A 24,730-nucleotide genomic window follows, 5' to 3' on the forward strand; every position below is an offset into this window, starting at 1 on the left:
CCAGGCTGAAGTTCAGAAGTCGGGATACCTATAGGTCAAGGTCAGGCCGACGATTGTTGCAGCGGCATCCGGCGCGCCGGTTTGGCGGCGCTCCTTGTACATCAAAGATAGGCGCAGATCCCAGAAAGGCGAAAACTCACGTGACGCCCAGGCACTGTAGCTTTGCAGGGTATTCGGGGTTTGCCCCTTGCTGTCCTGCCACAGGGCATCCAGCCCCACGCGCGTCAGTTCATCCACCGCGTAACTCCAGATGCCGTGCACCAGGTCAAGCTGGGCGAAACCGCCCTGGGCACTGGCCACGGTAGTGCGCTCGGCGCTCAGGCTGGCATCGGTGCGAGTGCCGCGGTAATCCAGCAGGACTCCGCCTTCACCGCGTCTTCCGCCTGCCGAACCCGATACCTGGTTGACGCCGATGTGCGCACGCCCGGTCAGGCTGTCAGTGATCTGGTACTTCATGCCCACGCTGGGCGTGTAGCTGTTGGAGGCCACCGCCGTGTCGCTCTGATCCGGCTCGTAACGGCGAATGCGCAGCCCGCCGAACACGTCCGTACGCTCGCTCAAGGCATAGGTGAGCGTAGAAATATTGGCCAGTTCGTCATAGCCGGTCAGGCTGGCGATGTCGTAGGTTGCATGGGAATAGCGCGTTTCGTTGTCGAACGTGGTACGTGCGCTCAGTGCGTGGCTCCAGTCGCCGGATAGCATGCTCATCTTCTGCGTGCCATCGGTGGTCACCACACCGGTATCCAGCACGGTACCCGACAGGGTCGAGCTTTCGAGGTACTGGGCGCGCAGGCCGAAGTGGCCTTTTTCGGTATCACGCCGCCAGCCCAGGCTCAGGTCTGGGTCCTGGCGATTGGACTGTACCGAGGTATCGGAGGAATGCAGCACGTGCACCCCAAGTCCCAAGGTCAGTTGGTCGCGGTCGAAAGTCCCGACCAGGTTGTAGTTGGGCTCGATGAGTGTTCGCATCACACCCTTCTCGTCAGAGGTCAGCAGCAACGGGTTGCTGTCGTATTCCACGGTGGTTGGTATCACCACCGAAGACTGCCAGAGCGCGGCCTGGGCCAGGCCGGGAAACGGCAACATAAGAACTGCCGTTGCAATACGTGTTGTTCGAAGAATAGGCACTGTACGGTCTTAATGAAGTGAGGCGGGCTCAAGGCACGATCAGCGTATCGCCCGCCTGGAGTTGGAAGTTGGTGGACATGTCACGCCCGGACATCAAGTCCTTGTAACGCACCGGCAGCACTTTTTGCTGACCAGCGTTGGTACGGATAATCTTGATGCCGCTTTCGTCGGCGAACTTGTCCAATCCCCCCGACATGCTCAAGGCTTGCAGCACGGCGGTAGGGCCAGTCATTGGCACAGGCCCAGGCTTGAGCACCTTGCCCTGCACATACACGAGGTTGCCTGCGGTGCCGGTCACCACGACACTGACATTAGGGTCGGCCAGATAGGGCTTGAGCCCTGCGGCCACCTTCTTGGCGGCGGCCGTTACGTCAAGGCCGGAGACGTCCAGGCGCCCGGCCAAGGGAAATGTGATGCTGCCATCGGGCAGTACGGTGGTTTCCTGGCGCAAGGTGTCTTCTTGCCACACCGAGATCAGCAATTTGTCGCCAGGGCTTAACAGATAGGGGGAATTGGTGTCGCCGGCCTGGGCAGTGGAGCACAGCATCAGCACGCACAGCAGAGCGAACATTGAACGCAGCATGGGGTCCCTCCTGCCAGCTTGGCATGCAAAGAGCACTGATTGAGAACAGCACACTAACTCTCGCTCCAGTCCCGCCGCAGGTTGCGGCGCGATGGCCTCTATCTTCCTGGAAGCCCGTTGCCACGGGGCTGATACTGCAAGGCCGCTGGCAACTGGAATATAGCAATGGATACAAAATTGACAAGCCGAACGACGCGCCGCAGAACCGGCTGAGTCAACCGTGCAACCGGGCCAGACTCACACTTTGTTGCGGTTGGCGACTGCGACGAAGCCGATCACAGCAAAGCCGAACAGCCAACCCGCCGTCGCCAAGGGAATGACGTTGGTCTGGCTGACGTAGGCGTCCGCAGCCCGGGCCGCACCGCTCATGAGCACCAGCAGGAAAATCGACTTGATGAAAAGTGTCGAGCGCATGATCCCCTCCTAATAAAGAGGATAAACATCGTTGTCTGGGCGGGTTCCAGCGCAGGACTACGTGGCTGGTAAATTGAGCTTATGGGCAGAGTGACACTACGTCAACGTTCCGACACCATAATAAAATTCAATGGCAAGCCACCATAATCGTCAAAATTCCGCCAACAAAAAAATACATGGCCATGTGCTACTTCAGGCAAAAACAAGTATCGCCATGACGCAAAAATAAGTGGCTAATTTCTGCAAAAAGCATGAGTAAAGTGGCTAAATGGCGACCATGAATTTAAACAGCCCCCAACGCGTAGCCACGTGGGGAGCTGTTAAATACATGAGAACCTGAATGGCTATCGTTAAGGCTCGCGTCGCAAACGTGTCACGCTCGCGGCAACAAATCCAGAGTGCGCTCTACTTCATTGATATCAATGGTAAAACCCTCGCCCTGAGGTGTGCCGACAACGAATGCGAAGTGCTGACCATCGCGGTCAGCCAGATACTTGTAGTAGCTGACGAATCGGTTTGGCGGCTGCAACGGGAAAATCGTACCACCGGGTTGCAATACATTGACCCCGTGCACCAGTTGGCTGCCCTCCACCCCCATCACCACCTGCGCACCGGCACAGGCCGCGACGATGGCCGGTACATCCAGCTGCATGGGGTTGATCACCCGAAAACCCCGGGTCTGGCGCAGGTGTTCGGCAATTTCCAGCTCATTGCGCAACAGGCGCAAGTCGCCTTCACTGCCACGCAGGATGAAGACGCCGGGGTGCGGTGCGTGTTCGACATGTGCCAACAGCTTGTTGCCCATGTCCCGGTAGCGCTGATAGCGGCTGCGGTTGTTGCTGGTGTCGTCGAACACCACCAGTTCGTGGAAGAACGCCGTGCGCAAGCGCAACGGGTTCATACCCAACCAATCCTCATAGGCCGGCCCTTGAGTGAACACCGGGTATCTGGCTGAGGGCGCGGTGGTTACCGGCACCCCTTCATCGCAGGCCAGCGCGTAGGTGGCGCAGTCCTCCATCAGCCAGGTACCGAACCAGGCGTTACCGTTCTGTGTGCAGTAGATCGCTGCGCGTTCGATCTCGCTCTCCACCCTCAGCGGCGGAAAACGGTTGGGTTTGAGCGACAGCCAATGGGATGCCGCGCCTTTGTACAAAGCCCCTTCGAGTAGCCAGACATCCTTGATCAGGTAGCCCCGCGTCGGCCCCTGCTGCATGCGCACGCCACCCTGCATGGTGGGGCCTGGGTGCACGTAAGGATAGAAACGCTTCCCCTCCCAACCGGTCACCCGTGCCAGTTGATCCGGCAGGTAGAACGCAGGCGGTGAGACGGTGACTTCGCCTGGGGCAATGTCCCAGCACTTGTCGGCGACTTGTTTGATGTCGATGTCAGGTTGCCGTGCCAGGCGCTTCCTGGCCATGTGCCGATACGCGGCCAGCGACCACGTGTACCCCCGCGCGGCCGGCGCGCGTCCAGGCTTGGAGATATCGGTTCCCATGCAACGCCCTCCGCAGGTCGCGACCTTGGTTCAACTGCACTGCACGCACTCCATCGCCGGTGGCGACGGCAAGCTGGCATAGCGGCTACGCAGGATCTCGAGAAACTGCTCGCCGCCACTCGCCTCGCCATACAGGTAGATCTTGTGCAAGCCGCCGAACACCATTTCCTGGTAGCGGCTGGCGACTTGCGCCGCACTCGAACCGTCCGGCACACCGAGATGAAGGGTCAGCTTGTCGCCCTCCATCGCGAACAAGGGGGTCTCCCACAAGAAACTCGCGCGGCCGACCTTGGGCAGGCGCACGAACAGGTAGGCATGGTTGTTCAGGCCGTCGATATCGCCGCCGCGCCGCCGCTTCCACTTCAACAGGCCGTCGTCCGGGCGGGCCAGGCACAAGCCGATATCGTAATAGTCGTAGCCATTCTCCAAGGCCCACTCCAAGGCCATGAAGGTGGTGATGGAGTTGACCTCACGCAGCCTCTTGGCGTCTGCAAAGACCGCTTCGCAGTAACCGAAGCGCAGGGTACTCCAATAACGTTTGCCACCACGGATGATCTCGCAGCCCAGATGGCAAGCCACCACCTCATCGCCCAGGGTGATCAGGTCCAGGCGCCCGGCGCCTTTGGCCAAGCGCACCACATCATCACTGGGAAACTGCGCGGCATGCACGCCCTGGCGAGCGCTGGCGTATGGCCTTAGCAAGTCGCGGTCGGCCATGGCGATCTCGGCATCGTCAGTGGTTTGGCGCATCCGATAGAGCGGTCGATGTTTACGGATGCTGCGGCGCAGTTCACTGTCATAACGCGCGGTGATGTCATCCAGCGGGCGCCCCAGGGGCACCACTGCACTGAGGTAATGCGGTACAGACAACGCGCCGGCAGTCGGCATTTCACTGATAACCACGACCTGGCGCGCGCGGTCAGGTGCCGGCTCTACGCTGAATTCGGGCTGCCCCTGGCGGTCCTTGCCGGCGATTAGCAGCTTGGCCATCGCCCGCTGCTGCTTGCGACCGATGTAGAGAATTTCGTAGGGGCTATGCTCCTGCAACTTGAAACGCGCCACTTCCCAACGCCAGAAGCAGGCACGCCCCAGCAGGTCGCGTAGCGCATTGGCAGCGTTACGCAACTCATACCGCATGGAAGGAGAGATGAATCTGCGCGCAGCGGCCGCCAGCAATGCTTTCATGTCGTCGCCCACATCCTTTGCCAAGCGTTGAGGCCAGGGCGCAAATGCCCGGTGGATTATCGTTGCCGTCACCCAACATCTTGATATCCCTTGACTATTTGGGGCGAGTCGGGCGGCACCACTGAACACAAGTAAAGATGCCACCGACGAACCTCGCAAGCGGCGTTATGACATCACTGGTAAAGATTTCATGACGCCGAACGGCCGACGCATCAATCCATACGCGATTTATCTACCGCCCTGCATCAACGTTCACTGCCTTTGCCGATGGCCCTTACGAACCCAGGAGCCCCGCCCGGCAGTCACTCAAGCGCCGGGCGTCGCTGTGCATGATGGTGTTGCAGCCACTGGCGCAGCGCTTCGGCGGGCATGGGCCGCCCCAACAGATAGCCCTGGCCCTGATCACAGCCGGCATGGCGCAGAAAGTCGAACTGCGCCTGGGTCTCGATGCCTTCGGCGGTGATACGAAAGCCCAGGGCATGTCCCAGATCGATGATCGCCCGGGCGATGGCGATCGCATCGTCGTCGTCGGGCAGGTCCTTGATGAAGGCACGGTCGATCTTCAGGTGATCGATAGGTAAGGCGCGCAGGTAGGCCAGCGACGAGTAGCCAGTGCCAAAGTCGTCCACGGCGGTAGCCACCCCCATCGCCTGAAGCTGCGCCAATACTGCGCAGGCTTGTTGCTGGCTTTCCATCAGCAGGCTTTCGGTGATTTCCACCTCCAGCAGGTTGGCAGGCAGGTCGTGCCGCTCCAGGGCACAGGCCAGGCTGGTGACATAGTCGCTGCGTTCGATCTGTAAAGCTGCGACGTTCACAGCCAACGGCCCTGGCAGCGAATCACTGACGCGCCATTCGGCCAGTTGCCTGCACGCCAGCTCCAATACCCGCTCGCCCAAGGGAATGATCAACCCTGTACGTTCGGCCAAGGGAATGAACGCACCTGGCGAGACCAGTCCATGCTCCGGGTCGCGCCAGCGTAGCAAGGCCTCGACCCCTTCCAGGCGACCGCTGAACAAGTCAAGTTTAGGCTGATACCACAGCTCGAACTCGTTGTGCTCCAACGCCCGACGCAGGTTGCGTTCCAACTCCAGGCGCTGCTGCAAGCGCGCGGTCATGTCCGGGTGATAGGGCCGCCAGGCATTGCGCCCGCTTTCCTTGGCCGCGTACATGGCGGTGTCAGCATGACGCAGCAGCGCGTCGGCATCCTCGCCATGCTGCGGCGACCACGCCAGACCAATGCTGCCGGTCACCAAGCCTGCGTTGCCGTTGAGATCGAAGGGGCGCTGCAAGCAACGTAACAAGGCTTGGACCTGATGACTGACCTGGCCCTGCGCGCCTTGGAGCATGAACACAAACTCATCGCCCCCTAGCCTGCATACCCGATCCTGGGTATCGAGTTCCTGCAGAAAGCGCGCAGTGGCTTGTTGCAGGAGCAGGTCGCCCATGGGGTGGCCGAGGCTGTCGTTGATCTGCTTGAACCCGTCGATGTCCAGCATCAGTACCGCTAAGCCCTGGCCACCGCGAATTGCCTGGGTCAGCTGTTGCTGGAACAGCAATCGGTTGGGCAGACCGGTAATCGTGTCGTAGTGAGCCAAGCGCTCGAGCAAGGCCTGGGACTGGCGCAGCTCACGGTTACGCAGTTGCAACAGGTACTGTTTGCGATTGAGCTGAGCCACGAACAGACTGAACAGGCCAGTACAGGCCAAAGCCAGGAAGAACAGCGGCGAAGTGAACGCATGCGGCAACGACCAACCTCCAAGGGGCGCCGCCACCAGTTGCCACGAGCCGCCTGGCACGACGACGTCCAGTTTTACCTGGGGGTTGTCGAACAGCTGCGGATCCCCCCAGATCAGCTCGCCCTCAGCGCCCTTGCCGTCAGCCCCACGCACCGCCAGCTCCAGGCCGGCGTCGGGGCTCACCCCCGCAGCGCGCAGCAGACGATCGATATCGGCCACGATCGACAGGTTACCCCAATACAACTTCACCCCACGCTTGCCGGGAATGAATACCGGGCGCCGATAGATCAGCGCGCGTCCGCCCTGCTTCAATGGCAAAGGGCCGGCCAACACCGCTTCGCCGCGCTCGCGCGCCGTCTCCAATAGCGGCATCTGCGTCGGCAGGTAGCGATAGTCCAGGCCGATGATGCTTTCGTTGCCCGCCCGCGGATAAACATCGTGAATCACGTCGGCTGGGGCCAGGGCGATATGACGCATGTAGGGCACCGAAACCAGCGCATCGCGAGCCATGGCCTGAAAGTGCGGCTCACTGATGCCACCGTCGGTGCTGATCAGTTGCGCGATGCCTTCGGCTTCGGCGAACGCCGCACGCAGTTGACCTTCGAGGGCCGCGCGCACCCCGGACAACCTGGACGCAAGGCTCGCCACTTCTTCATTTTGCGCGCGTTGCGCATCCAGTTGCCCAAGCAGTGCCGAAAGGCCGATTCCGACCACGGCAAAGCCCACCGGCAGCAAGCGACTGAGGGTGCGGCGCAGAGCGCCAAAGGGTGAGGGCGGTTGGTCAACGGACAAGGAATGGCTACCGGTCATAGGCCTGAAATCGAACGCGATCTATCCTGTATCGGCGCAGCTGGGGCAATGTTGAGCCAGACTGGTGTTTTTCCAAGGGTAAGCGCATGCTCAGAAGCTGAAGCGTTTCACCTAGCCAAACACATGAGGTGCAGTAACCATGGATCGTCTGCTCGACTCGCTGTTTCCCGCCCCCGAAGACATTCCTGAAGCCTGGCGTCTGGACGCACCACTGGAGCAACGCGACTATCTGGTCGCAGGCGAACTCAGGCACTGGGACGGCCCACTGGCCACGGTACGCAGCCCGGTGTGGCTCAAGGACGCCGAAGGCGAGCGCCAGGTGCTGTTGGGCAGTGCGCCCCTGCTCGATTCCGACACCGCGCTGCAAGCCCTGGATGCGGCAGTGCAGGCTTACGACAAAGGTCGCGGCGCCTGGCCGACGATGCGGGTTGCCGAACGTATTCAGCATGTCGAAGCGTTCTTGGCGCGCATGCGTGAACAACGCACCGCAGTGGTCAAGCTGCTGATGTGGGAAATCGGCAAGAACCTGAAGGATTCTGAGAAAGAGTTCGACCGCACCTGCGACTACATCGTTGATACCATCAATGCCCTCAAGGACCTTGACCGTCGTTCCAGCCGTTTCGAACTCGAACAAGGCACGCTCGGCCAGATCCGACGTGCACCGCTGGGTGTAGCGCTTTGCATGGGGCCTTACAACTACCCGCTCAACGAGACCTTCACTACGCTGATCCCGGCGCTGATCATGGGCAACACCGTGGTGTTCAAGCCCGCCAAGTTCGGCGTGCTGCTGATTCGCCCGCTGTTGGAAGCATTCCGCGACAGCTTCCCGGCCGGGGTGATCAACGTGATCTACGGGCGTGGACGCGAGACCGTCAGCGCGCTGATGGCCAGTGGCAAGGTGGATGTATTCGCCTTCATTGGCACCCACAAAGCCGCCAGCGACCTGAAGAAACTCCATCCGCGCCCGCACCGCTTGCGCGCAGCGCTGGGTCTGGATGCGAAGAATCCGGGTATCGTGTTACCCCAGGTCGACCTGGACAACGCGGTGGAAGAAGCCGTCACCGGTGCTCTGTCGTTCAACGGCCAGCGTTGCACGGCCCTGAAGATCCTGTTCGTCCATGAAGACGTCGTCGAGCCCTTCCTCGACAAATTCCAACGCAAGCTCGCGACTCTCAAGCCCGGCATGCCGTGGCAGGCGGACGTGGCACTGACCCCGTTGCCAGAGCCGGGCAAGCTGGACTACCTCGACGCCCTGGTGACCGATGCGACCGCCAAAGGCGCCCAGGTCATCAATGAAGGTGGCGGACGCAGCCGTGGTTCGTTCTTCTACCCGGCCCTGCTCTACCCGGTGAATCAGCAGATGCGGGTGTACCACGAGGAGCAGTTCGGCCCAGTGGTGCCGGTGGTGCCCTACCGCGATTTGCAGACGGTGATCGATTACGTGCTCGACTCTGACTTCGGCCAGCAGCTGAGCCTGTTCGGCAACGATCCCGAGACCATTGGAGCGCTGGTGGACACCTTCGCCAATCAGGTCGGGCGGATCAACATCAACGCCCAATGTCAGCGCGGGCCGGATACCTATCCGTTCAACGGGCGCAAGAACAGTGCCGAGGGGACCTTGTCGGTGCATGACGCATTGCGCGTGTTTTCGATTCGAACCTTGGTCGCAACGCGGTTCCAAGCGGCTAACAAGGAACTGATCAGTGAAATCATCCGTCATCGGCAGTCGAGCTTCTTGACCACCGATTACATTTTCTGATTAGAGACTGCGCGGTGGCCATCGGGGGCGTGCGCGATGGCGACCGACTGCTGCAAGCAGCGACCAAGCCGGTTGAAAGCCGCATCACTTTGCTTGAAGCTTGAGTCTTGTAGCTTGGAGCTGCTTCTCAATGCGAATCATCGAAAAATCCGGCTTACAGGTACGCAGCCTCACGCCGGCCGAGGAAGAATTGCTGGCCGGTTTCGCCACCGGCCAACTCGCAGGCCCGCGCCTGCTTCAAGCCAACCAGTGGCTGATGAACGTGCGCGGCGCCAATCAATGGCTGGCCTGCGACTGTCGCAAGGACGCCCTGCCGGTGCTCAACATCTCGTTGAACGGCAATACCGGCACCTTGTTCCTGCGTAATAACCCCGACACCCCGGAACACGCCGCTGGCTGCGCGTTCAGCAAGGACGAACGCGAACCCGGCGAGCGCAGCGAGACCAACAGCCAACCGGCCGCCTGGCTGGCCCCCGACAGCCCGCTGCGGCTGATCGGCGACTATCGCCGCACCAACCCAGGTGAAACCGCTGCGAGCCCGGCGCGCGAGGGTGGCGAACGCCGTGAGCAACAACGTCTGCTGTCGCTGTTGCTGACCTGGATCGAGGCCAGCGGGCTAAATGTCTATGCCACGCATCTGAAGAAAGACCTAAGCGCCCAGTTCGCCGAGCTGCGCGGCGTGGCCGGTCGCTACCCACTGCTGGAGCGGGTGCCGGCCAGCAACTACCTGGAAACCCGCCTGGACATGAAGCACATGATGATGCTCAAGTCCCGCCTGCGCGAAGCCACGGTGTTCGGCAACCACCGCCGCCACGGTCTGCTGCTGGACTGCGTCGAACACATCAAGGGACGCAAGGTAATCGGCGCCCGTAGCGAGGACGGCATCGACTTCCAGGGCCATCACCAGTTCTGGGGCGGCAGTCGCACCACGGGGCCCCTGCTGGCGCTGGCGTTGTACTCGCCGACCACCGCAGGTAGCCATTTCTATGAACTGATCCATGTCGCCAGCGTGCCGGTACTGTCGCGCGGGCACCTGTTCCCGGTGTATCGCGACGAAGAACGCGAGCCGCTCAAGGCGTTGGTGTCGCTGATCGACTGGATGGCCAGCAAGGGCGTCAAGGTGCTGATGCGCCGCCCCGTCATCGGCGGCCAGGTGATGGATGAACTGGTGCTCACCTCCGACGGTGATCGGGTACTGTCGGTGTCGTTGCTCGAACAGCCTGTCGGCCCCGAACCGGATGCCGAGAACTTCAAACGCTATGCCGACTTCAAGAGCCTCGAGACGTTCCGCAAGTACGTGGCCGGGTTCTTCATGCGCGAACGCTAGCGTTGTGCAGCGCAAACCAAGGCCCGGCGCGCGGGGCCGCAGTACGGCCCCGCATGGGTGTCAACCCAGAAATAGCCGATAAGCAGGGTTATCGGTCTCATCCCAATACCGATAGCCCATCTGCGCCAGTGCCTGCGGCAGCCCCGCCAGCTCATCGTGCGGCACCTCCAGCGCCGCGCACACGCGCGCCTCGGCCGCCCCATGGTTGCGGTAGTGGAACAGGCTGATGTTCCAGCGCTTGCCCAGGCGTTCGAGAAAGCCCAGCAAGGCCCCAGGCCGTTCGGGAAATTCGAAACGCAACACGCGCTCCTGCGTCCCGGGTGCTGCATGTCCACCAACGGTGTGGCGCACATGCAGCTTGGCCAGTTCGTTGTCAGTCAAGTCGAGCACCTGATAGCCCTGCTCGCCCAAGCTGGCGAGCAATTGCCCGCGAGGGTCGTGCTGCGGATGGGTCTGTACACCGACGAACAAGCGCGCCTCCTTGCCGGGGTAGTAGCGGTAGTTGAATTCGGTGATCTGGCGTTTGCCCAGGGCCTGGCAGAACGCACGGAAACTGCCCGGTCGCTCGGGGATGGTCACGGCGATGATCGCCTCGCGCTGCTCGCCAAGTTCGGCACGCTCGGCCACGTGACGCAGGCGATCGAAGTTGACGTTGGCACCGGAGTCGATGGCCACCATCGCCAGACCCTGCACCCCCTCTCGGGCCACGTACTTCTTGATCCCCGCCACCGCCAGTGCACCGGACGGCTCGGTGATCGAGCGGGTGTCGTCGTAGATATCCTTGATCGCAGCGCACAGCTCGTCACTGCTGACGGTGACCACTTCATCCACGAAATGCCGGCACAGCTCGAAACAGTGGGCGCCGATCTGCGCTACCGCCACACCGTCGGCGAAGGTTCCGACCTGCGGCAGGATTACCCGCTCGCCTGCGGCCATGGCCGCTTGCAGGCAGTTGGAGTCTTCTGGTTCGACGCCGATCACCTTCACCTCTGGGCGCAGGTATTTCACGTAGGCCGCGATGCCTGCGATCAGTCCGCCGCCGCCCACCGGAACGAAGATCGCATGCAGCGGGCCGGGGTGCTGACGCAGGATTTCCATGGCCACGGTGCCCTGCCCGGAGATCACATCTGGATCGTCATAGGGCGGCACGAACGTCGCACCGTCGCGGTCAGCCAGGGTCAACGCATGAGCCAACGCATGCGGAAAGCTCTCGCCATGCAGCACTACATTGCCGCCCCGCGAACGCACCCCTTCGACCTTCAACGAGGGGGTAGTGGTGGGCATGACGATGGTCGCACGGATCCCCAGGTGGGCCGCTGCCAGCGCTACGCCTTGGGCATGGTTGCCCGCCGAGGCGGTGATCACGCCACGCTCACGCTGGACAGTGGTCAAGCGCGACAACCGGGTGTAGGCGCCGCGGATCTTGAATGAAAACGTGGGCTGCAAGTCTTCGCGCTTGAGCAGTACCGGATTGCCCAGCGCTGCCGACAAGGCCGGCGCGGCCTGCAAGGGCGTTTCGATGGCCAGGTCGTACACGGGTGCCGACAGAATGCGGCGCACCTGCTCGGACAGCAGTTGCTGGGGGGTGACGGCGGCGCGCGGGCTGACGCTCAGATTGGTCATCGATGACTCCTGGTTTTCTTCGATTTGCCCAGGAGTCAGAGAGAAGAAACCCGCCTCCAGGGCGGGTTCGGTGCACGTACGCGCTAGCCCGCCAATCCGATAATGGCGGTAATAATAATGGCGGCGTGAGCGTGCGGGAATGTGTTCATAGGCAGGGAACTTATCCTGCCCATACATGGCAAGTCAACACGCTTTGCTGGCCTGCTGCGCCGGCAGCGGCAGCACAATCAGCGCCAGCGCGCCCCAAGAACGCCGTACACCGTAAAAAAGCACGTACTGCGCAGCCCTCAAGCCTTGGGCAACCTGATGCGAAACTGCGCACCGCCGAGTACCGACTGCGCCACCGTCAGGCTGCCACCCTGCCCCTCGATGGCCCGTCGACTGATCGCCAGGCCCAAACCGAAACCGCCCGTGCTGCGGTCGCGGCTGCGATCCAGACGGTAGAACGGTTGGAAGATTCGCTCACGCTCCTGTGGCGGGATACCGATACCGTCGTCTTCGACCGTCAGCAGACAGCCTGCTGCGTCCTGGCTCAGGCACAGCATCAAGGCTGCGTCGCAATAACGCATGGCATTGCGTACCAAGTTCTGCACGGCACGCGCGGTCAGCCGCGGGTCGAGCACGAAGCGCGGCAGCTCGCCTTCGCAACGTACTTCCCAGTGGATACCCCGGCCATCGAGTTCTTCGGCAAAACCACCCAGTACACTGTCAACCAGCTCCAAAAGCGACACCTCGACCCGTTCGCGGGCCTGGTCGGCGTTGTACAAGCGGCTGTACGACAGCAGCTCCAGCACCAGTTCGTCCAGCTCGCGCACATGCCCCACCAGCGCCAACAGGCGCTTGCGGCAATCCGGCGGCACTTCGTCGAACAGCAGTACCAGGCCGAAATCCAGGCGGGTGAGCGGCGTGCGCAATTCGTGGGAAACCGCATTGAGCAGTTCGCGCTGCTGATTGACATGGCGCTCCAGGTCGCCCGCCATGGCGTCGAACACCCCGGCCAGTTCGCCGATGTTCGAGCGCGGCGAAATGTGCGTACGTTCGCTCATCACCCCCTGCCCCAGACGCCGCGCAGTCTCCTTAAGGCGCTCCAGGTCGCGCCAGTGCGGCCACACCCACAGCAACAGGCAACCGAGCATGGCTGCGCCTATCAGCACCGTCACACCCCAGGACAGCAGGTTGATGTCCACAGGGTCGGGCGGTGAATGCAGACGTACCACCCAGCCATCGCCCAGCGGCGCCAACACAGTTTCGTAGTAGCCCCACTCGCCGATGCGCACGGCATGCAGGCCGTGCTCCAGACGCGCGCGTTCTTCTGGTCGCAGGTCGGCGTCGCCAATCGGCAGCAGGCTCAGTTGCAGCGGCGCGAACGCCGTGGCTAGCTCCTGCTCCACGGCCGGCCACTGCTCCACCGGGGCCTGTTGGAACTGGCGCACGATCAACGCCTGCACGCCCTTGGCCTGATCGAGGTTGAAATTCACGAAGCGCTGGTGGAAAGCGCCGACGATGGCATCAGGTATGAGCAACAAAGCCCCGGCGTAGGCGACGATGATCAGCAGGTACAGCCGCACCAGGATCTTCAGCATGACGGCTCAGTACTCCCACTCGACCCGGCTGAACAGGTAACCCTTGCCCCACACGGTCTTGATCTTGCGCGCCTCGCCCGCGCTGTCATCGAACTTGCGCCGCAGCTTGGAGATGGCCACATCCACCGAACGATCGGTGCCGTTGAATTCGATACCGCGCAACTGTTGCAGGATCCGGTCGCGACTGAGCACCTCGCCGGCATTGCGCGCCAGCACCACGAGCAAGTTGTACTCGCTGGCGGACAGCTCGACTTCCTCGCCGCGCCAACTGACCACGCGTTCGTCCAACGCGATACTTAGCCCGCCGACCTGGATCCGCTCGCCGTCCAGACGCGGCTCGTTGACGCTGCTACGGCGCAACAGGGTACGCACGCGGGCCAGCAGGACCCTGGGTTCGCAAGGTTTGGTCACGTAGTCGTCGGCGCCCATCTCCAGCCCTAGCACCTGGTCATGACTGTCGTCGCGAGCGGTCAGCATGAGAATTGGCAGGCTGCGCGACTGCTGGCGCAGCAACCGGCACACCTGCAGGCCATCAAGCCCTGGCAGCATCAGGTCGAGGATCACCAGGTCCGGCCGCGCCCGTTGCAGCGCCTCCAGCACATGGTCACCCCGGGCGATCACCTGGACGTGGAAGTCGTTGCGTTGCAGGTAGCTGGCGATCAGTTCGGACAGGGCGCTGTCGTCTTCGACCAGGAGAATGTTTGGCATGGGCGGATCGTGTGCGGGGGGAAACACGCAGGATAGCGAATCCCACCCAGGCCTTCGCGGGCTGTTCACACTTTTTTACAGGCTGTAGCAGCCGCAGCTCAGAGGCCCTGGGCTCTACAGCGATAGCTCTGGGGCAACGCTAACAGTTAAACTGTTGAACTTTTCGCTCTTCCCCGCGCATCGAATGGCGAGGCTGGAAGCCCCCAACCCAGTGGAGGACACCCGTGAAGCTCTCTCAGCTAAAGCTGCGTGACTACCGCTGCTTCGCGTCCGTCGATATCGACTTTCATCCCCAAGTGACCGTGCTGGTCGCAACCAACGGGGCAGGCAAGACCTCCATTCTGGATGCGATCGCTGTGGCCTATGGCCCCTTTGTTGGCGCATTCGATGAGGCCACCGGCAAGCATTTTGAAACCCGGGACATTCGCCAGATCGCAGTACGCGAAACCGCCTCCAACGAAATGGAGTACGCACCTCGCGGTGTCAGACTGCAAGCACAAGGCAATATTCCAGGCAGCTTGGTCGATCGTCTCTCGGGAGGATTAACCAGCATCTGGGAAAGAAGTCTTTCTAGCGCCGCAAAAGCCAAGACCACCATCAAAGATGCAAAGGCGTTGGTGGATTACGGCAAAAGGCTTCAACAGGCGGTGCGTACCCCGGGTGTCGAAACGCTGCTGCCGTTGATCACCTATTACGGCACTGGTCGGTTGTGGCAACAGAAGAAACTCACCGAATCGAAAAAGAGCCAGCGTACGTCACGCACTGTCGGATATACCGACTGCCTGGATCCTGCCTCGAGCTACAAGTCGTTCGTCGAGTGGTTTCGCTACTGGAGCATCAGTTCCAAAGAGGCACGGATCAAGGCGATGGAACAGGGTGCCACGTCGAGCGAGAATGAGTTCGGCCGCTATATCCAATCCGTCAGCCAAGCCGTGAATACCTGCCTTGCCCCAGCCGGTTGGGGTGATATCGACTACTCCCTGGCCAAGGACGCGTTAGTTGCCCACCATCCCTTGTTCGGTGAACTGCCAGTCGAACAGTTGAGTGACGGGATCCGTAACATGATCGGCATGGTCGCCGATATTGCGTTTCGCGCGACGAAACTCAACGGACACCTTGGGGCAATGGCCGCGCAAGGCACACCGGGTATCGTGCTGATCGACGAAGTGGACATGCACCTGCATCCAGAATGGCAACAGGCAGTCATCCCATCGTTGATCAAAGCCTTCCCAGCACTGCAATTCATCGTGACTACCCACAGCCCGCAGGTACTTAGCACCGTCGACGCCACGAGCGTCAGGGTGATCCAGAACGTACGCGACCCTGAATCAGGGCTGGTGCAGACGCAAGTGGTCATGCCGCGTTGGCAGACACGCGGCGTCGCCAGTGCAGACCTGCTGGCACGCATCATGAACGTCAATCCGGTTCCACAGGTGCCGGAGGCAGATTGGGTCAATCAATACCAGGCTTTGATACAGGAGAATCTTCACGACTCCGAGCAGGGCCTGGAACTCCACGCCAGGCTGATTCAGCACTTCGGCGCCGAGCACCCACTGATGCTTGACTGCGAACGTCTTGTTCGCCTGCAACAGTTCAAGCAGCGCCTGCCCAAAAACATCGGCAAGGAGTGAGTTCAGGGATGCGTAAACTGAACAGGGACGATAGCCCACCTGCGGGCTTGAAGAACTACAAGCATGGTCGGGACACATGGTCCCAGGTCACTCAGGAGCAACGCACAGCCATATGGGTGAAACTGGACGCAATGCAAGGTAAGCGCTGCGCCTATTGCGAAGATTCCATCGCTCACCCAAACCGTCACATCGAGCATTTCCGCCAGCGCAATCGATACCCCCAAGGAACCTTTGACTGGCCTAACTTGTTCGGTTCCTGTAACCGGGCAGGAACCTGCGGCGATCACAAAGACAACTGCGGCAACTATCCACACGAGGATCTGATCAAGCCTGATGTAGAAGATCCCGAGGCGCTTCTGCTTTTCACGCCCAACGGATCCGTTCAACCGCGTGCGAACCTGAGCGACCAGGACCGAACACGCGCCGAGCAGACCATTCGTATACTTGGACTTGATGGTGCATTGACCCAGATCCGCAAGACGCATATCAGCGGACATCTGCAAACCGTCCTGGATATCGCAGAAGCCCAGCAATGGTCGGAGCAAGACTACTTGCAGTTTCTAGATGAAGAGTTGCTCAAAGTTGCCCATCTCCCTTTCGCGACAGCCATCAAACATATCCTGACACCGCAAGGCGAGTAGCTCTGTCATGCCCACTCTCCCCCCCTGCTCCATCCTGATCCTCGCCGGCGGTCGCGGCCAACGCATGGGCGGTCGTGACAAGGGCTTGGTGGCGTGGCGTGGCGAGCCGCTAGTGGCGCATGTGCAACGAGCGGTGCGCGGGTTGAGCGACGACGTGGTGATTTCCTGCAACCGCAACCACAGCGCCTATGCCCACTACGCCGATCAACTGGTAAGCGATGCCGAAGCGGACTTCCCTGGTCCGTTGGCGGGCGTTATCGCCGGGCTCAAGGTCGCGCGGCATGATTGGGTAGTGCTGTTGGCGTGCGACGCGCCACATATCGAGCGCACGCTGGTAGAGGCGCTACTGGCCAAGGCCTGTGAGCATGACAGCGCCGCCATGGTGCACCAGGGCGGCTATTGGCAGCCGATGTTCAGCGTCTTGCCGCGACGCATGCTGGCGCAGTTGGAACAGGCCTGGGCGAGCGGCGAACGCAGCCTGCAAAAAGCCCTGCGCGTGGCGCCGATTCAGGCACTGGAGTGTGCCGAGGATGATCCGCGCCTGAGCAATTTCAACAGCCCGGAACGGCTTCAAGACTGAGCCGCGCCACTGAGCTTGGCTCGGTAAACCCCAGGGCTGTGCCCGGTCCACTTCTTGAACGCACGGTGAAACGCGCTAGGCTCCTGAAAGCCCGTCTGTGCGGCGATGTCGCCGATGCTCAGGCGGCCCTCACGCAACAACTCGAATGCCATGGCACGCCGTACTTCGTCCTTGATCTGCTGGTACGAACGCCCCTCGCGCTCCAGGCGTCGGCGCAAGCTGCTGGCGCTAAGCCGATGCCGCTCGGCCATCGCATCGAGGGTCGGCCACTGCCCGTAATGATGGGTGCGCAGGTGACGATACACCTCGGCCACCAAGCCATCGTGGTTGCGAAAGCGAATCACCAGCCCCTGCGGTGCGCTACGCAGGAAGGTCTTCAGGGCCGCCAGGTCCTGCACCACCGGCAGACGCAGCCAGGCGCTGTCGAACTCCACTTCGGTCCGCCCGGTGCCAAGGCGCACATCCGGGCCCCACAGCAGCGCATCGTCTTCCTGGGCGGGGCGCGCCAGGGCCATTTCGGTACGGTCGATGGCGATGCGTCGCCCGGCCAGCCAGCACAACAGGCCGATCACCAGCACCAGATAGGTTTCCTCGGCGTAGACCCGTGTCTGTGGATCACGTATGTCCGATTGCAGGCTGATCACCGCCCGTGCGCCACGCACCGTGAGGCTGCCGCGCAGCTCACGCAGGAACAGGCCGAAATTACCCAGGCACTGGCGCAAGGCTTTCTCCAGCGTCGGCTCCTGGATCAATCCACGGCAGATCAGCGCGAAGCTGCCTAACGGCATGCCATGGCTGTCGAGGCAGAAAAATTCGTCGCCCAGCGCCTCGATCAACGCCAGCCACAGACGCGCGAATGCCTTGGCCGGCACCCGCGCCTGGGGTTGGGCCAACAGCGCCGGATCGATGCCTACCGCGCGCAGGTGCGCGTCGCGTACCTGTGGCTGATCGCGCAGGGCATGCAGCATGGCCTTGAGAAAGTACACCGCGACCGTGTCGGTATCGCGCATGACAGAAATCCGCTACTGAGTGGCAAAAAACGCCAAGTTGGCTGAACAGATCCGGCATAGGTCCGCGCCAGGCCTTTGTCTAGACTCCTTGCAGCCTCACCGGCGGCGGTCATTCTCGCAGAGCCCTGCCCCGCCTTGCCACGTCTTCGCATATGGAGCCCTCTATGAGCAGCACGCAAATCTACGTCGTCAGTGCGGTACGTTCGGCCATCGGCAGCTTTGGCGGGGCCCTCAAGGACCTGCCCCTGGCCGAACTGGCCACGCAAGTCACCCGCGCCGCCATCGAACGCTCCGGGGTCGAGGCCGCACAGATCGGCCATCTGGTGATGGGCCACGTGATCCCCACCGAGCCGCGCGACGCCTACCTGGGCCGTGTGGCGGCGATGAACGCCGGCATCCCGAAGGAAACCCCAGCTTTTAGCGTCAACCGCCTGTGCGGCTCGGGCCTGCAAGCGATCGTCTCTGCGGCCCAAGGCCTGTTGCTGGGCGACAGCGACATCGCCCTGGCCGCTGGCGCCGAAGCGATGAGCCGCGGCCCGTACCTGCTGCCCCAGGCACGTTGGGGTGCGCGCATGGGTGACCTGCAAGGTATCGACTACATGGTCGGCGTGCTGCAGGACCCGTTCGAGCATTTCCACATGGGCATTACCGCCGAAAACGTCGCCGCCGCCCACGGCATTACCCGACAGATGCAGGATGAACTGGCCCTGACCAGCCAGCGCCGCGCCGCCCAGGCCATTGCCGAGGGGCGTTTCGACGGGCAGATCGTGCCCATCGAAGTCAAGACGCGCAAAGGGGTCGTGCAGTTCACCGTGGACGAAAACGTGCGCACTGAGGTGACAGCAGAACAACTGGCCGGCATGAAGCCTGTGTTCAAGAAGGACGGCAGCGTCACTGCCGGCAACGCCAGCAGCATCAATGACGGCGCCGCCGGGCTGGTACTGGCCACCGAGGATGCGGTGCGCCGCCTGGGCCTCAAACCGCTGGCGCGGCTGGTGGCCTACGCCCACGCCGGGGTGGAGCCCGCACTGATGGGGCTCGGCCCGATACCGGCCACCCAGAAGGTGCTGCAAAAGGCGCGCCTTAAGGTCGGTGACCTGGATGTAATCGAATCCAACGAAGCCTTCGCGGCGCAGGCCTGTGCGGTATCGCGCGCGCTGGATTTCGACCCGGCGAAGGTCAATCCCAACGGTTCGGGCATCTCCCTAGGCCACCCGGTAGGCGCTACCGGGGCGATCATCGCCACCAAGGCGATTCATGAATTGCAGCGTGTGCAGGGCCGCTATGCCCTGGCTACCATGTGCATCGGCGGCGGCCAAGGCATCGCCGTGGTCTTCGAACGGTTTTGAGGAGCGCAGCATGAGTATCGAACAGATTGCCGTGATCGGCGCCGGCACCATGGGCAATGGCATTGCGCAGGTGTGCGCACTGGCAGGCTACCCGGTGCTGCTGGTGGATGTCTCCGACGCCGCCCTGGAGCGCGGTGTCACCACCTTGGGCAAGAACCTCGAACGCCAGGTGAGCAAAGGCACTGTCGACGCCGACAAAGCCGCTGCGGCAAAGGCACGCATTCGCACCAGCACCGACTACACCCAACTGGGCGGCGCACAGCTGGTGATTGAGGCGGCAACCGAGAACCTGCAACTCAAGCAGCGCATCTTGCAGCAAGTGGCAGCCAACGTCAGCGAAACGTGTGTGATCGCCACCAACACCTCGTCGTTGTCAGTGACGGCGCTCGGCGCCAGCATCGAGCACCCCGAGCGTTTTATCGGCGTGCACTTCTTCAACCCGGTACCGATGATGGCACTGGTCGAGATCATTCGCGGCCTGCAAACCAGCGACGCCACCTACGCCAAGGCGCTGCTGGTCACCGAAAAGCTCGGCAAGACGCCGATCAGCGCCGGTAATCGCCCAGGCTTCGTGGTCAATCGCATCCTGGTGCCGATGATCAACGAGGCGATTTTCGTGCGCCAGGAAGGCTTGGCCAGTGCCGAGGACATCGACACGGGCATGCGCCTGGGCTGCAACCAGCCGATTGGCCCACTGGCCTTGGCCGACCTGATCGGCCTGGACACCCTGCTGGCGATCATGGAAGCGTTCCACGAGGGCTTCAACGACAGCAAGTACCGGCCTGCCCCGCTGCTCAAGGAGATGGTTGCCGCCGGCTACCTCGGGCGCAAGAGCGGTCGCGGCTTCTTCAACTACTGACGGAGACGCGCCATGCCCGCGTTCGATGCCGCCCTGCGTTGTGCCCGTTTCGAAGAGCGTCGCGAGCGGGCCATGGCGCTGTTCGCCGAAAAAGGTTTCGGCCAGGTCAGCATGCGTGAACTGGCCGCCCATGTAGGCCTGGCCGCAGGCTCGCTGTACCACCACTTTCCCAGCAAGCAGGATTTGCTGTACGACTTGATCGAGGAGCTGTTCGACGCGTTGCACGCCACGCTCGATCAAGGGCGGCGCGCCAAGGCACAGGGGCAACCCGTGTTGGTCTGCCTGATTGCCGCGCATTGGCGGCTGCACGCGCAACGGCCCTTGCTGTATCGCCTGGCGGAGCGCGATTTCTGTTGCCTGACCCCGATCCAGCAGCAGGACCTCGCGCAATTGCGCCAACGCTACGAAGACGGCCTGCTGCGCCTGGTCGCGCCAAATGCACGCCTGAGCGGTGAAGCACTGGCCGCCGCCGGCCAGGTGCTGGCCACCCAACTCAACCAGTTACCCACCCTACTGCGTGCCCGGCGCTTGAGCGAGGCGCAAGGACTGGCGTTGATGGAAAGCCTGGTGCTAGGAGGAATCGAGCGGGCGCTGCACTGAGCGAGCACCCGTCAACGAATCTGGTGCTTGTGCAGCAGCCGATAGAACGTTGGCCGGGAAATCCCCAGCACCTTGGCGGCGATGCTCATGTTGTCGCTATGCCGGTCGAGTACGTCGCACAACGCCTGGCGCTCGGCGCGGTGCTTGTAGTCTTCGAGCGTGCCCAAGGGCTGGTCCTGTTCGTGCAAGTCTTGCAAGCCCAGGTCCTGGGCTTCAATCTGCCGCCCTTCGGCCAGAACCAAACCACGCCGAACACGGTTGGCAAGCTCACGCACATTGCCCGGCCAGTCGTGCCGCCCCATGGCGGCAAGTGCGTTGTCGCTGAACGAACGCGGGCGCCGCCCGGTCTCCAGGCTGTAGAAACGCGCGAAATGGCTGGCCAGCATCGACAAATCGCCATGTCGCTCACGCAGCGGTGCGGTCACGACCTGCAATACGTTGAGGCGGTAGTACAAGTCCTCGCGAAAACGCCCCAGGCCTATGGCCTTTTCCAAGTCGACGTGGGTCGCCGCGAGCACCCTGACATCGACCGCAATCGGCTGGCTCGCGCCGACCCGCTCGATCTGTTTCTCTTGCAGAAAACGCAGCAAGTTGGCCTGAAGCTCCAATGGCAAGTCACCGATCTCGTCGAGGAACAAGGTACCGCCATGGGCCGCCTCGATGCGCCCGACCTTGCGCTGGTGCGCGCCGGTGAACGCACCTTTTTCATGGCCGAACAATTCGGACTGGATCAGGTGCTCAGGGATCGCACCGCAGTTGATCGCGATGAACGGCTGGTCATGGCGCTGCGACAACCGATGCAGGGTGCGCGCCACCAATTCCTTGCCGGTCCCGCTCTCGCCACGGATCAATACTGGCGACTCGGTGGGTGCCAGCTTGCCCAGCAGCTTGCGCAGTTCGCGGATCGCTCGACTCTCGCCCAACAGTTCATGCTCGTGTTCATCGACCCGCACCGCACCTTGACCACGCAGGCGCGCCATACCGAAAGCACGCCCGAGGGTGATCTGTACCCGCGACACGTCGAACGGCAGGGTATGGAAGTCGAAGAACCATTCGCAGACGAAGTCGCCGACATTCTGCATGCGCAATTCCTCGGCGCTGAGCACCGCGATCCACTCGGTCTTGCTGCGCTTGATCAGGTCCTTGACCGCATCGGGGTGGCGCAGGTGCGAGGCTTGCAAACGCACCAAGCCGACATCGCAGGGGTGTTCAAGTGCCGCGTCGAGGGTGCAGCTGCTGACATCCCAGCCAACACTGCGCAGGACCGGAAGCAGGCGATGGCAATCCTCGCAGGGGTCGACGATGAGCAGGCGACGCTGGGATGAAGGTTCAAGCATGACCTTTCCTTGGCGCCGGTTTTAGGTTTTTTTCGTATAAACAGTAAGTTGCGACGCCAAATAAACAGTAGCAATGAACTTGACGCGCCCCACTACCGTTGGTCAGTCCGTTTTATCCCAGACGCGGCCTACAGGGAATTTTCAGGCCTGATCAGCGTCCCACTCGCGAACACCGACAACTCTGCAACATGACCGGTTAAAAAATTTTCAAAGGTGTGTGACTCCAACCCTGATCGAGAGCATCAGTACAATTAACCCCGCGCTGCATGTGAGACAGGAACAACATCGCGGAAAGACCTTTTTCGCTGTTTGGGACCATAGAGAGACCGAACCATGAATGCCCCGCTGCGTGTCAACGAAGCCCTGCTGATTGCCGACCACGCCTTCGAACCGTTCCAGTGCGTTGCCTGGGACGCCCCCAACGGGACCGGTGAGCTGACCCTGGCAGTGGTCGATCGGACCAGCACCCGCATTGGCGCCAAGCAAGTCTCCTCGCGGGTCTACTCGGACCCTGCGCAGTGGGCCAGCCTGATCGAGGAAGTGCGCGCCGAACTGCGCCAGAAAGGCTACGACCTTCAGCCCTGGTCGATGCCCGCGTAAGTGATGTTGTAATTGCAGGTGCGTGCTCGGCACGCACTTGCTGCAACTTTCAAATCGCCCAGCTGAAACTTTCTTTGTTCGCGACGTTATGTCGCAGCTATTAAGTTCGCTGACATTGCGGCAACTGTTCGATGTGCTGGTATTGGGCCTGAAGTTGCTCGGCAAGTTGTCGTGCCCGCCCCAGACGCACAGCCGCAAGTTCCATATCCACCACCAACGTGCTGCACGGTAACGGTGTAGGCGCCTGCCATCTTGCCAGGCGACCATCGGTCAGGAGCAGGCAGCGCTGCACTTCATGGGGTACCCGCTTGCCCCGCGCCAGTAACCACTGGCGCGCTTCTTCCAGCGCGGCGAACAGCGGCGTGCCTCCGCCTGCACCCAACGCCTGCAACCAGGGTTGTAACGCAGCAGACGCCTTGAGGCCGTGACGCTGCCAACGCGGCGCATCGCCACTGGCAGTGAGCAATGCCAGGCGCGCGCGCTGCCGGTAAGCCTGGTCGAACAACGCCGTCAACAGCCCCTTGGCTTGGGACAACGCCTGATGCCGACGCGTGGAAGCCGACGCATCGACGATCACCAGCCATAGCTCGGGTGCCTGGGCCTGACGCTGCTGCCAGCACAGGTCGCGACGCTGCCTAGGACGGCCCTTGAGCAAGGTAGCCAGCCAGGCGATACGGCCCTGCTCGGCCGCGCGAGCACGGCCACGCGCAGCGCCTGGCAGCTTGCCGATACGGGGCCTGGCATCCGTGGCCTGATCAGGGTGACGACGGATGCTCAGGGCTTTTTTGCCCAGTTCGGCACCTCGCGCCGCGCACCAGCATCTACCGGCTGTGGCGGTAACGCGCCCCAGTCGCCCTGCCCTTGACGTGGCTCGGCTTGTCCGGCCTGTTGTGGCGGTGCCGCCTGCGGTTGCGGGGCCTGGGCGCCACGGCGATGACGCAAGGCGAATTCGGCCACCGCGTCGATATCTTCTTCGCCGATGGCCGGTGCACCGCGCCAGGCGGCGTGAGCACGAGCGGCGCGCAGCCAGACCAGGTCGGCGCGCAAACCGTCGACGCCAGCGGCATAGCAGCGCTCGGTGATCAACGCCAGTGCTTGATCGTCCAGGGCAATCGCAGCCAAGCGCTCGCGGGCGCCATGGCAGCGCTCGCGCAACGCCCCCTGGGCCTGGGCCCATTGCGCACAGAACGCCTGTGGGTCGCTATCGAACGCCAGCCGCCGACGGATGATCTGTTGCCGTGCGTCAGGCGTTGGCAAGCCGTCGAGGGCGACATTGAGCCCGAAGCGGTCGAGTAACTGCGGGCGCAGCTCGCCTTCTTCGGGGTTCATGGTGCCGATCAACACGAAACGCGCCGAATGCCGGTGGGAGATGCCATCACGCTCGATGCGGTGGGTGCCGCTGGCGGCCACATCCAGGAGCAGGTCGACCAAGGGGTCGGGCAGCAAATTGACTTCATCCACGTACAGCACGCCACCATCGGCATGCGCCAGCAGCCCCGGCGAGAAACGCGCCTGGCCCTGGCCCAGCGCGGCGTCCAGGTCCAGCGTGCCCACCACGCGCTCCTCGGTAGCCCCCAGCGGCAGAGTGACGAACGGTGCGTCGCCCAACAAGTCAGCCAAGCCTCGGGCCAAGGTGCTCTTGGCCATGCCGCGCGGGCCTTCGATCAGCACACCACCAATCTTCGGGTCGATGGCGGTCAGGCACAGCGCCAGTTTCAGCGGCTCGGCGCCGACAACGGCGGCCAGGGGAAATTGTACGGGTTCGCTCATGG

At 62.2% G+C, this 24,730-nt stretch carries 22 protein-coding genes; 9 read left to right on the forward strand and 13 right to left on the reverse strand.

All coding sequences use genetic code 11. The features are described 5' to 3' along the window. Positions 1-12: 12 nt before the first annotated feature. The 6 genes from FEM01_RS03690 to FEM01_RS03710 form a co-directional block, all read right to left on the reverse strand. On the reverse strand, positions 13-1,128 hold the full coding sequence (locus FEM01_RS03690) for a hypothetical protein (protein ID WP_138217910.1): 1,116 nt from the start codon (positions 1,126-1,128) through the stop codon (positions 13-15). Positions 1,129-1,156: 28 nt separating this feature from the next. Next, positions 1,157-1,711: a polysaccharide biosynthesis/export family protein gene (locus tag FEM01_RS03695; RefSeq protein WP_138217911.1), complete on the reverse strand. Its 555-nt coding sequence runs from the start codon at positions 1,709-1,711 to the stop codon at positions 1,157-1,159. Between the two features lie 237 nt (positions 1,712-1,948). Next, on the reverse strand, positions 1,949-2,125 hold the full coding sequence (gene eppA, locus FEM01_RS24135; protein ID WP_171030902.1) for an EPS-associated small membrane protein EppA: 177 nt from the start codon (positions 2,123-2,125) through the stop codon (positions 1,949-1,951). A gap of 373 nt (positions 2,126-2,498) precedes the next feature. Beyond that, positions 2,499-3,620: a glycosyltransferase family 61 protein gene (locus FEM01_RS03700; RefSeq protein ID WP_138217912.1), complete on the reverse strand. Its 1,122-nt coding sequence runs from the start codon at positions 3,618-3,620 to the stop codon at positions 2,499-2,501. Between the two features lie 30 nt (positions 3,621-3,650). Further along, a complete protein-coding gene (locus FEM01_RS03705; protein WP_138217913.1) occupies positions 3,651-4,805 on the reverse strand; it encodes a GNAT family N-acetyltransferase in 1,155 nt (384 codons plus the stop codon). 302 nt (positions 4,806-5,107) lie between these two features. After that, positions 5,108-7,333: a putative bifunctional diguanylate cyclase/phosphodiesterase gene (locus FEM01_RS03710; RefSeq protein ID WP_240791710.1), complete on the reverse strand. Its 2,226-nt coding sequence runs from the start codon at positions 7,331-7,333 to the stop codon at positions 5,108-5,110. A 157-nt stretch (positions 7,334-7,490) separates the two neighbouring features. Between FEM01_RS03710 and FEM01_RS03715 the strand changes: the two genes are divergently transcribed. Together FEM01_RS03715 and FEM01_RS03720 are read left to right on the forward strand one after the other, a co-directional pair. After that, complete coding sequence (locus FEM01_RS03715; protein WP_138217915.1) at positions 7,491-9,110, forward strand: NADP-dependent glyceraldehyde-3-phosphate dehydrogenase; 1,620 nt, start codon at positions 7,491-7,493, stop codon at positions 9,108-9,110. Positions 9,111-9,240: 130 nt separating this feature from the next. Next, entirely contained in the window at positions 9,241-10,437 is a 1,197-nt protein-coding gene (locus FEM01_RS03720) for a hypothetical protein (protein WP_138217916.1), read from the forward strand. Positions 10,438-10,497: 60 nt separating this feature from the next. Here the strand turns inward: FEM01_RS03720 and ilvA are convergent, their stop codons facing one another. From ilvA to FEM01_RS03735, 3 genes are all read right to left on the reverse strand, one after another. Next, positions 10,498-12,060 (reverse strand): threonine ammonia-lyase, biosynthetic, encoded by a 1,563-nt coding sequence (gene ilvA, locus FEM01_RS03725; RefSeq protein WP_138217917.1) that lies wholly within the window; start codon positions 12,058-12,060, stop codon positions 10,498-10,500. 287 nt (positions 12,061-12,347) lie between these two features. Further along, positions 12,348-13,643, reverse strand: coding sequence for an ATP-binding protein (locus tag FEM01_RS03730; protein WP_138217918.1), 1,296 nt, complete (start codon positions 13,641-13,643; stop codon positions 12,348-12,350). Positions 13,644-13,649: 6 nt separating this feature from the next. Further along, entirely contained in the window at positions 13,650-14,351 is a 702-nt protein-coding gene (locus tag FEM01_RS03735) for a response regulator transcription factor (protein ID WP_138217919.1), read from the reverse strand. Positions 14,352-14,575: 224 nt separating this feature from the next. Here FEM01_RS03735 and FEM01_RS03740 point away from each other — a divergent pair, with 224 nt between their 5' ends. Genes FEM01_RS03740 through mobA form a run of 3 tightly spaced genes read left to right on the forward strand, consistent with a single transcriptional unit; the run spans position 14,576 to position 17,203 of the window. After that, positions 14,576-15,982: an AAA family ATPase gene (locus FEM01_RS03740; protein ID WP_138217920.1), complete on the forward strand. Its 1,407-nt coding sequence runs from the start codon at positions 14,576-14,578 to the stop codon at positions 15,980-15,982. An 8-nt stretch (positions 15,983-15,990) separates the two neighbouring features. Then, on the forward strand, positions 15,991-16,623 hold the full coding sequence (ptuB, locus tag FEM01_RS03745) for a retron Ec78 anti-phage system effector HNH endonuclease PtuB (RefSeq protein WP_138217921.1): 633 nt from the start codon (positions 15,991-15,993) through the stop codon (positions 16,621-16,623). 7 nt (positions 16,624-16,630) lie between these two features. After that, positions 16,631-17,203 (forward strand): molybdenum cofactor guanylyltransferase MobA, encoded by a 573-nt coding sequence (gene mobA, locus FEM01_RS03750; RefSeq protein ID WP_138217922.1) that lies wholly within the window; start codon positions 16,631-16,633, stop codon positions 17,201-17,203. On the opposite strand, the gene FEM01_RS03755 is transcribed toward mobA, so the two are convergent. Continuing rightward, complete coding sequence (locus FEM01_RS03755; protein WP_138217923.1) at positions 17,194-18,213, reverse strand: AraC family transcriptional regulator; 1,020 nt, start codon at positions 18,211-18,213, stop codon at positions 17,194-17,196. The two genes, mobA and FEM01_RS03755, sit on opposite strands and share 10 nt — an antisense overlap. A 164-nt stretch (positions 18,214-18,377) precedes the next feature. Between FEM01_RS03755 and FEM01_RS03760 the strand changes: the two genes are divergently transcribed. Genes FEM01_RS03760 through FEM01_RS03770 form a run of 3 tightly spaced genes read left to right on the forward strand, consistent with a single transcriptional unit; the run spans position 18,378 to position 21,021 of the window. Next, positions 18,378-19,562 (forward strand): acetyl-CoA C-acyltransferase family protein, encoded by a 1,185-nt coding sequence (locus FEM01_RS03760; protein WP_138217924.1) that lies wholly within the window; start codon positions 18,378-18,380, stop codon positions 19,560-19,562. Positions 19,563-19,572: 10 nt separating this feature from the next. After that, positions 19,573-20,421: a 3-hydroxybutyryl-CoA dehydrogenase gene (locus FEM01_RS03765; protein WP_138217925.1), complete on the forward strand. Its 849-nt coding sequence runs from the start codon at positions 19,573-19,575 to the stop codon at positions 20,419-20,421. Positions 20,422-20,433: 12 nt separating this feature from the next. After that, positions 20,434-21,021, forward strand: a complete 588-nt coding sequence (locus FEM01_RS03770) for a TetR/AcrR family transcriptional regulator (protein WP_138217926.1) — start codon at positions 20,434-20,436, stop codon at positions 21,019-21,021. Between the two features lie 11 nt (positions 21,022-21,032). Here the strand turns inward: FEM01_RS03770 and FEM01_RS03775 are convergent, their stop codons facing one another. Then, the gene (locus tag FEM01_RS03775) at positions 21,033-22,358 is read right to left on the reverse strand and encodes a sigma-54 dependent transcriptional regulator (RefSeq protein ID WP_138217927.1); all 1,326 of its coding nucleotides are present in this window, start codon (positions 22,356-22,358) and stop codon (positions 21,033-21,035) included. 333 nt (positions 22,359-22,691) lie between these two features. Between FEM01_RS03775 and FEM01_RS03780 the strand changes: the two genes are divergently transcribed. Continuing rightward, a complete protein-coding gene (locus FEM01_RS03780; protein ID WP_138217928.1) occupies positions 22,692-22,958 on the forward strand; it encodes a hypothetical protein in 267 nt (88 codons plus the stop codon). Positions 22,959-23,058: 100 nt separating this feature from the next. On the opposite strand, the gene FEM01_RS03785 is transcribed toward FEM01_RS03780, so the two are convergent. Continuing rightward, positions 23,059-23,679 (reverse strand): vWA domain-containing protein, encoded by a 621-nt coding sequence (locus FEM01_RS03785; RefSeq protein ID WP_240791724.1) that lies wholly within the window; start codon positions 23,677-23,679, stop codon positions 23,059-23,061. A gap of 53 nt (positions 23,680-23,732) precedes the next feature. Then, a complete protein-coding gene (locus tag FEM01_RS03790) occupies positions 23,733-24,728 on the reverse strand; it encodes an ATP-binding protein (RefSeq protein WP_138217929.1) in 996 nt (331 codons plus the stop codon). Positions 24,729-24,730: the final 2 nt, after the last annotated feature.

Origin of the sequence: Pseudomonas mosselii, assembly GCF_005796105.1 — a bacterium.
GTDB lineage: Bacteria > Pseudomonadota > Gammaproteobacteria > Pseudomonadales > Pseudomonadaceae > Aquipseudomonas > Aquipseudomonas mosselii_C.

Bases quoted from the DNA above. Each gene is read 5' to 3' on its own strand.
- eppA (WP_171030902.1), bottom strand. From the start codon at position 2,125: ATGCGCTCGACACTTTTCATCAAGTCGATTTTCCTGCTGGTGCTCATG.
- mobA (WP_138217922.1), top strand. From the start codon at position 16,631: ATGCCCACTCTCCCCCCCTGCTCCATCCTGATCCTCGCCGGCGGTCGC.
- FEM01_RS03695 (WP_138217911.1), bottom strand. From the start codon at position 1,711: ATGCTGCGTTCAATGTTCGCTCTGCTGTGCGTGCTGATGCTGTGCTCC.
- FEM01_RS03720 (WP_138217916.1), top strand. From the start codon at position 9,241: ATGCGAATCATCGAAAAATCCGGCTTACAGGTACGCAGCCTCACGCCG.
- ilvA (WP_138217917.1), bottom strand. From the start codon at position 12,060: ATGACCAATCTGAGCGTCAGCCCGCGCGCCGCCGTCACCCCCCAGCAA.
- FEM01_RS03705 (WP_138217913.1), bottom strand. From the start codon at position 4,805: ATGAAAGCATTGCTGGCGGCCGCTGCGCGCAGATTCATCTCTCCTTCC.
- FEM01_RS03775 (WP_138217927.1), bottom strand. From the start codon at position 22,358: ATGCTTGAACCTTCATCCCAGCGTCGCCTGCTCATCGTCGACCCCTGC.
- FEM01_RS03715 (WP_138217915.1), top strand. From the start codon at position 7,491: ATGGATCGTCTGCTCGACTCGCTGTTTCCCGCCCCCGAAGACATTCCT.
- FEM01_RS03735 (WP_138217919.1), bottom strand. From the start codon at position 14,351: ATGCCAAACATTCTCCTGGTCGAAGACGACAGCGCCCTGTCCGAACTG.
- FEM01_RS03770 (WP_138217926.1), top strand. From the start codon at position 20,434: ATGCCCGCGTTCGATGCCGCCCTGCGTTGTGCCCGTTTCGAAGAGCGT.
- FEM01_RS03790 (WP_138217929.1), bottom strand. From the start codon at position 24,728: ATGAGCGAACCCGTACAATTTCCCCTGGCCGCCGTTGTCGGCGCCGAG.
- FEM01_RS03780 (WP_138217928.1), top strand. From the start codon at position 22,692: ATGAATGCCCCGCTGCGTGTCAACGAAGCCCTGCTGATTGCCGACCAC.
- FEM01_RS03700 (WP_138217912.1), bottom strand. From the start codon at position 3,620: ATGGGAACCGATATCTCCAAGCCTGGACGCGCGCCGGCCGCGCGGGGG.
- FEM01_RS03755 (WP_138217923.1), bottom strand. From the start codon at position 18,213: ATGCGCGATACCGACACGGTCGCGGTGTACTTTCTCAAGGCCATGCTG.
- ptuB (WP_138217921.1), top strand. From the start codon at position 15,991: ATGCGTAAACTGAACAGGGACGATAGCCCACCTGCGGGCTTGAAGAAC.
- FEM01_RS03765 (WP_138217925.1), top strand. From the start codon at position 19,573: ATGAGTATCGAACAGATTGCCGTGATCGGCGCCGGCACCATGGGCAAT.
- FEM01_RS03730 (WP_138217918.1), bottom strand. From the start codon at position 13,643: ATGCTGAAGATCCTGGTGCGGCTGTACCTGCTGATCATCGTCGCCTAC.
- FEM01_RS03760 (WP_138217924.1), top strand. From the start codon at position 18,378: ATGAGCAGCACGCAAATCTACGTCGTCAGTGCGGTACGTTCGGCCATC.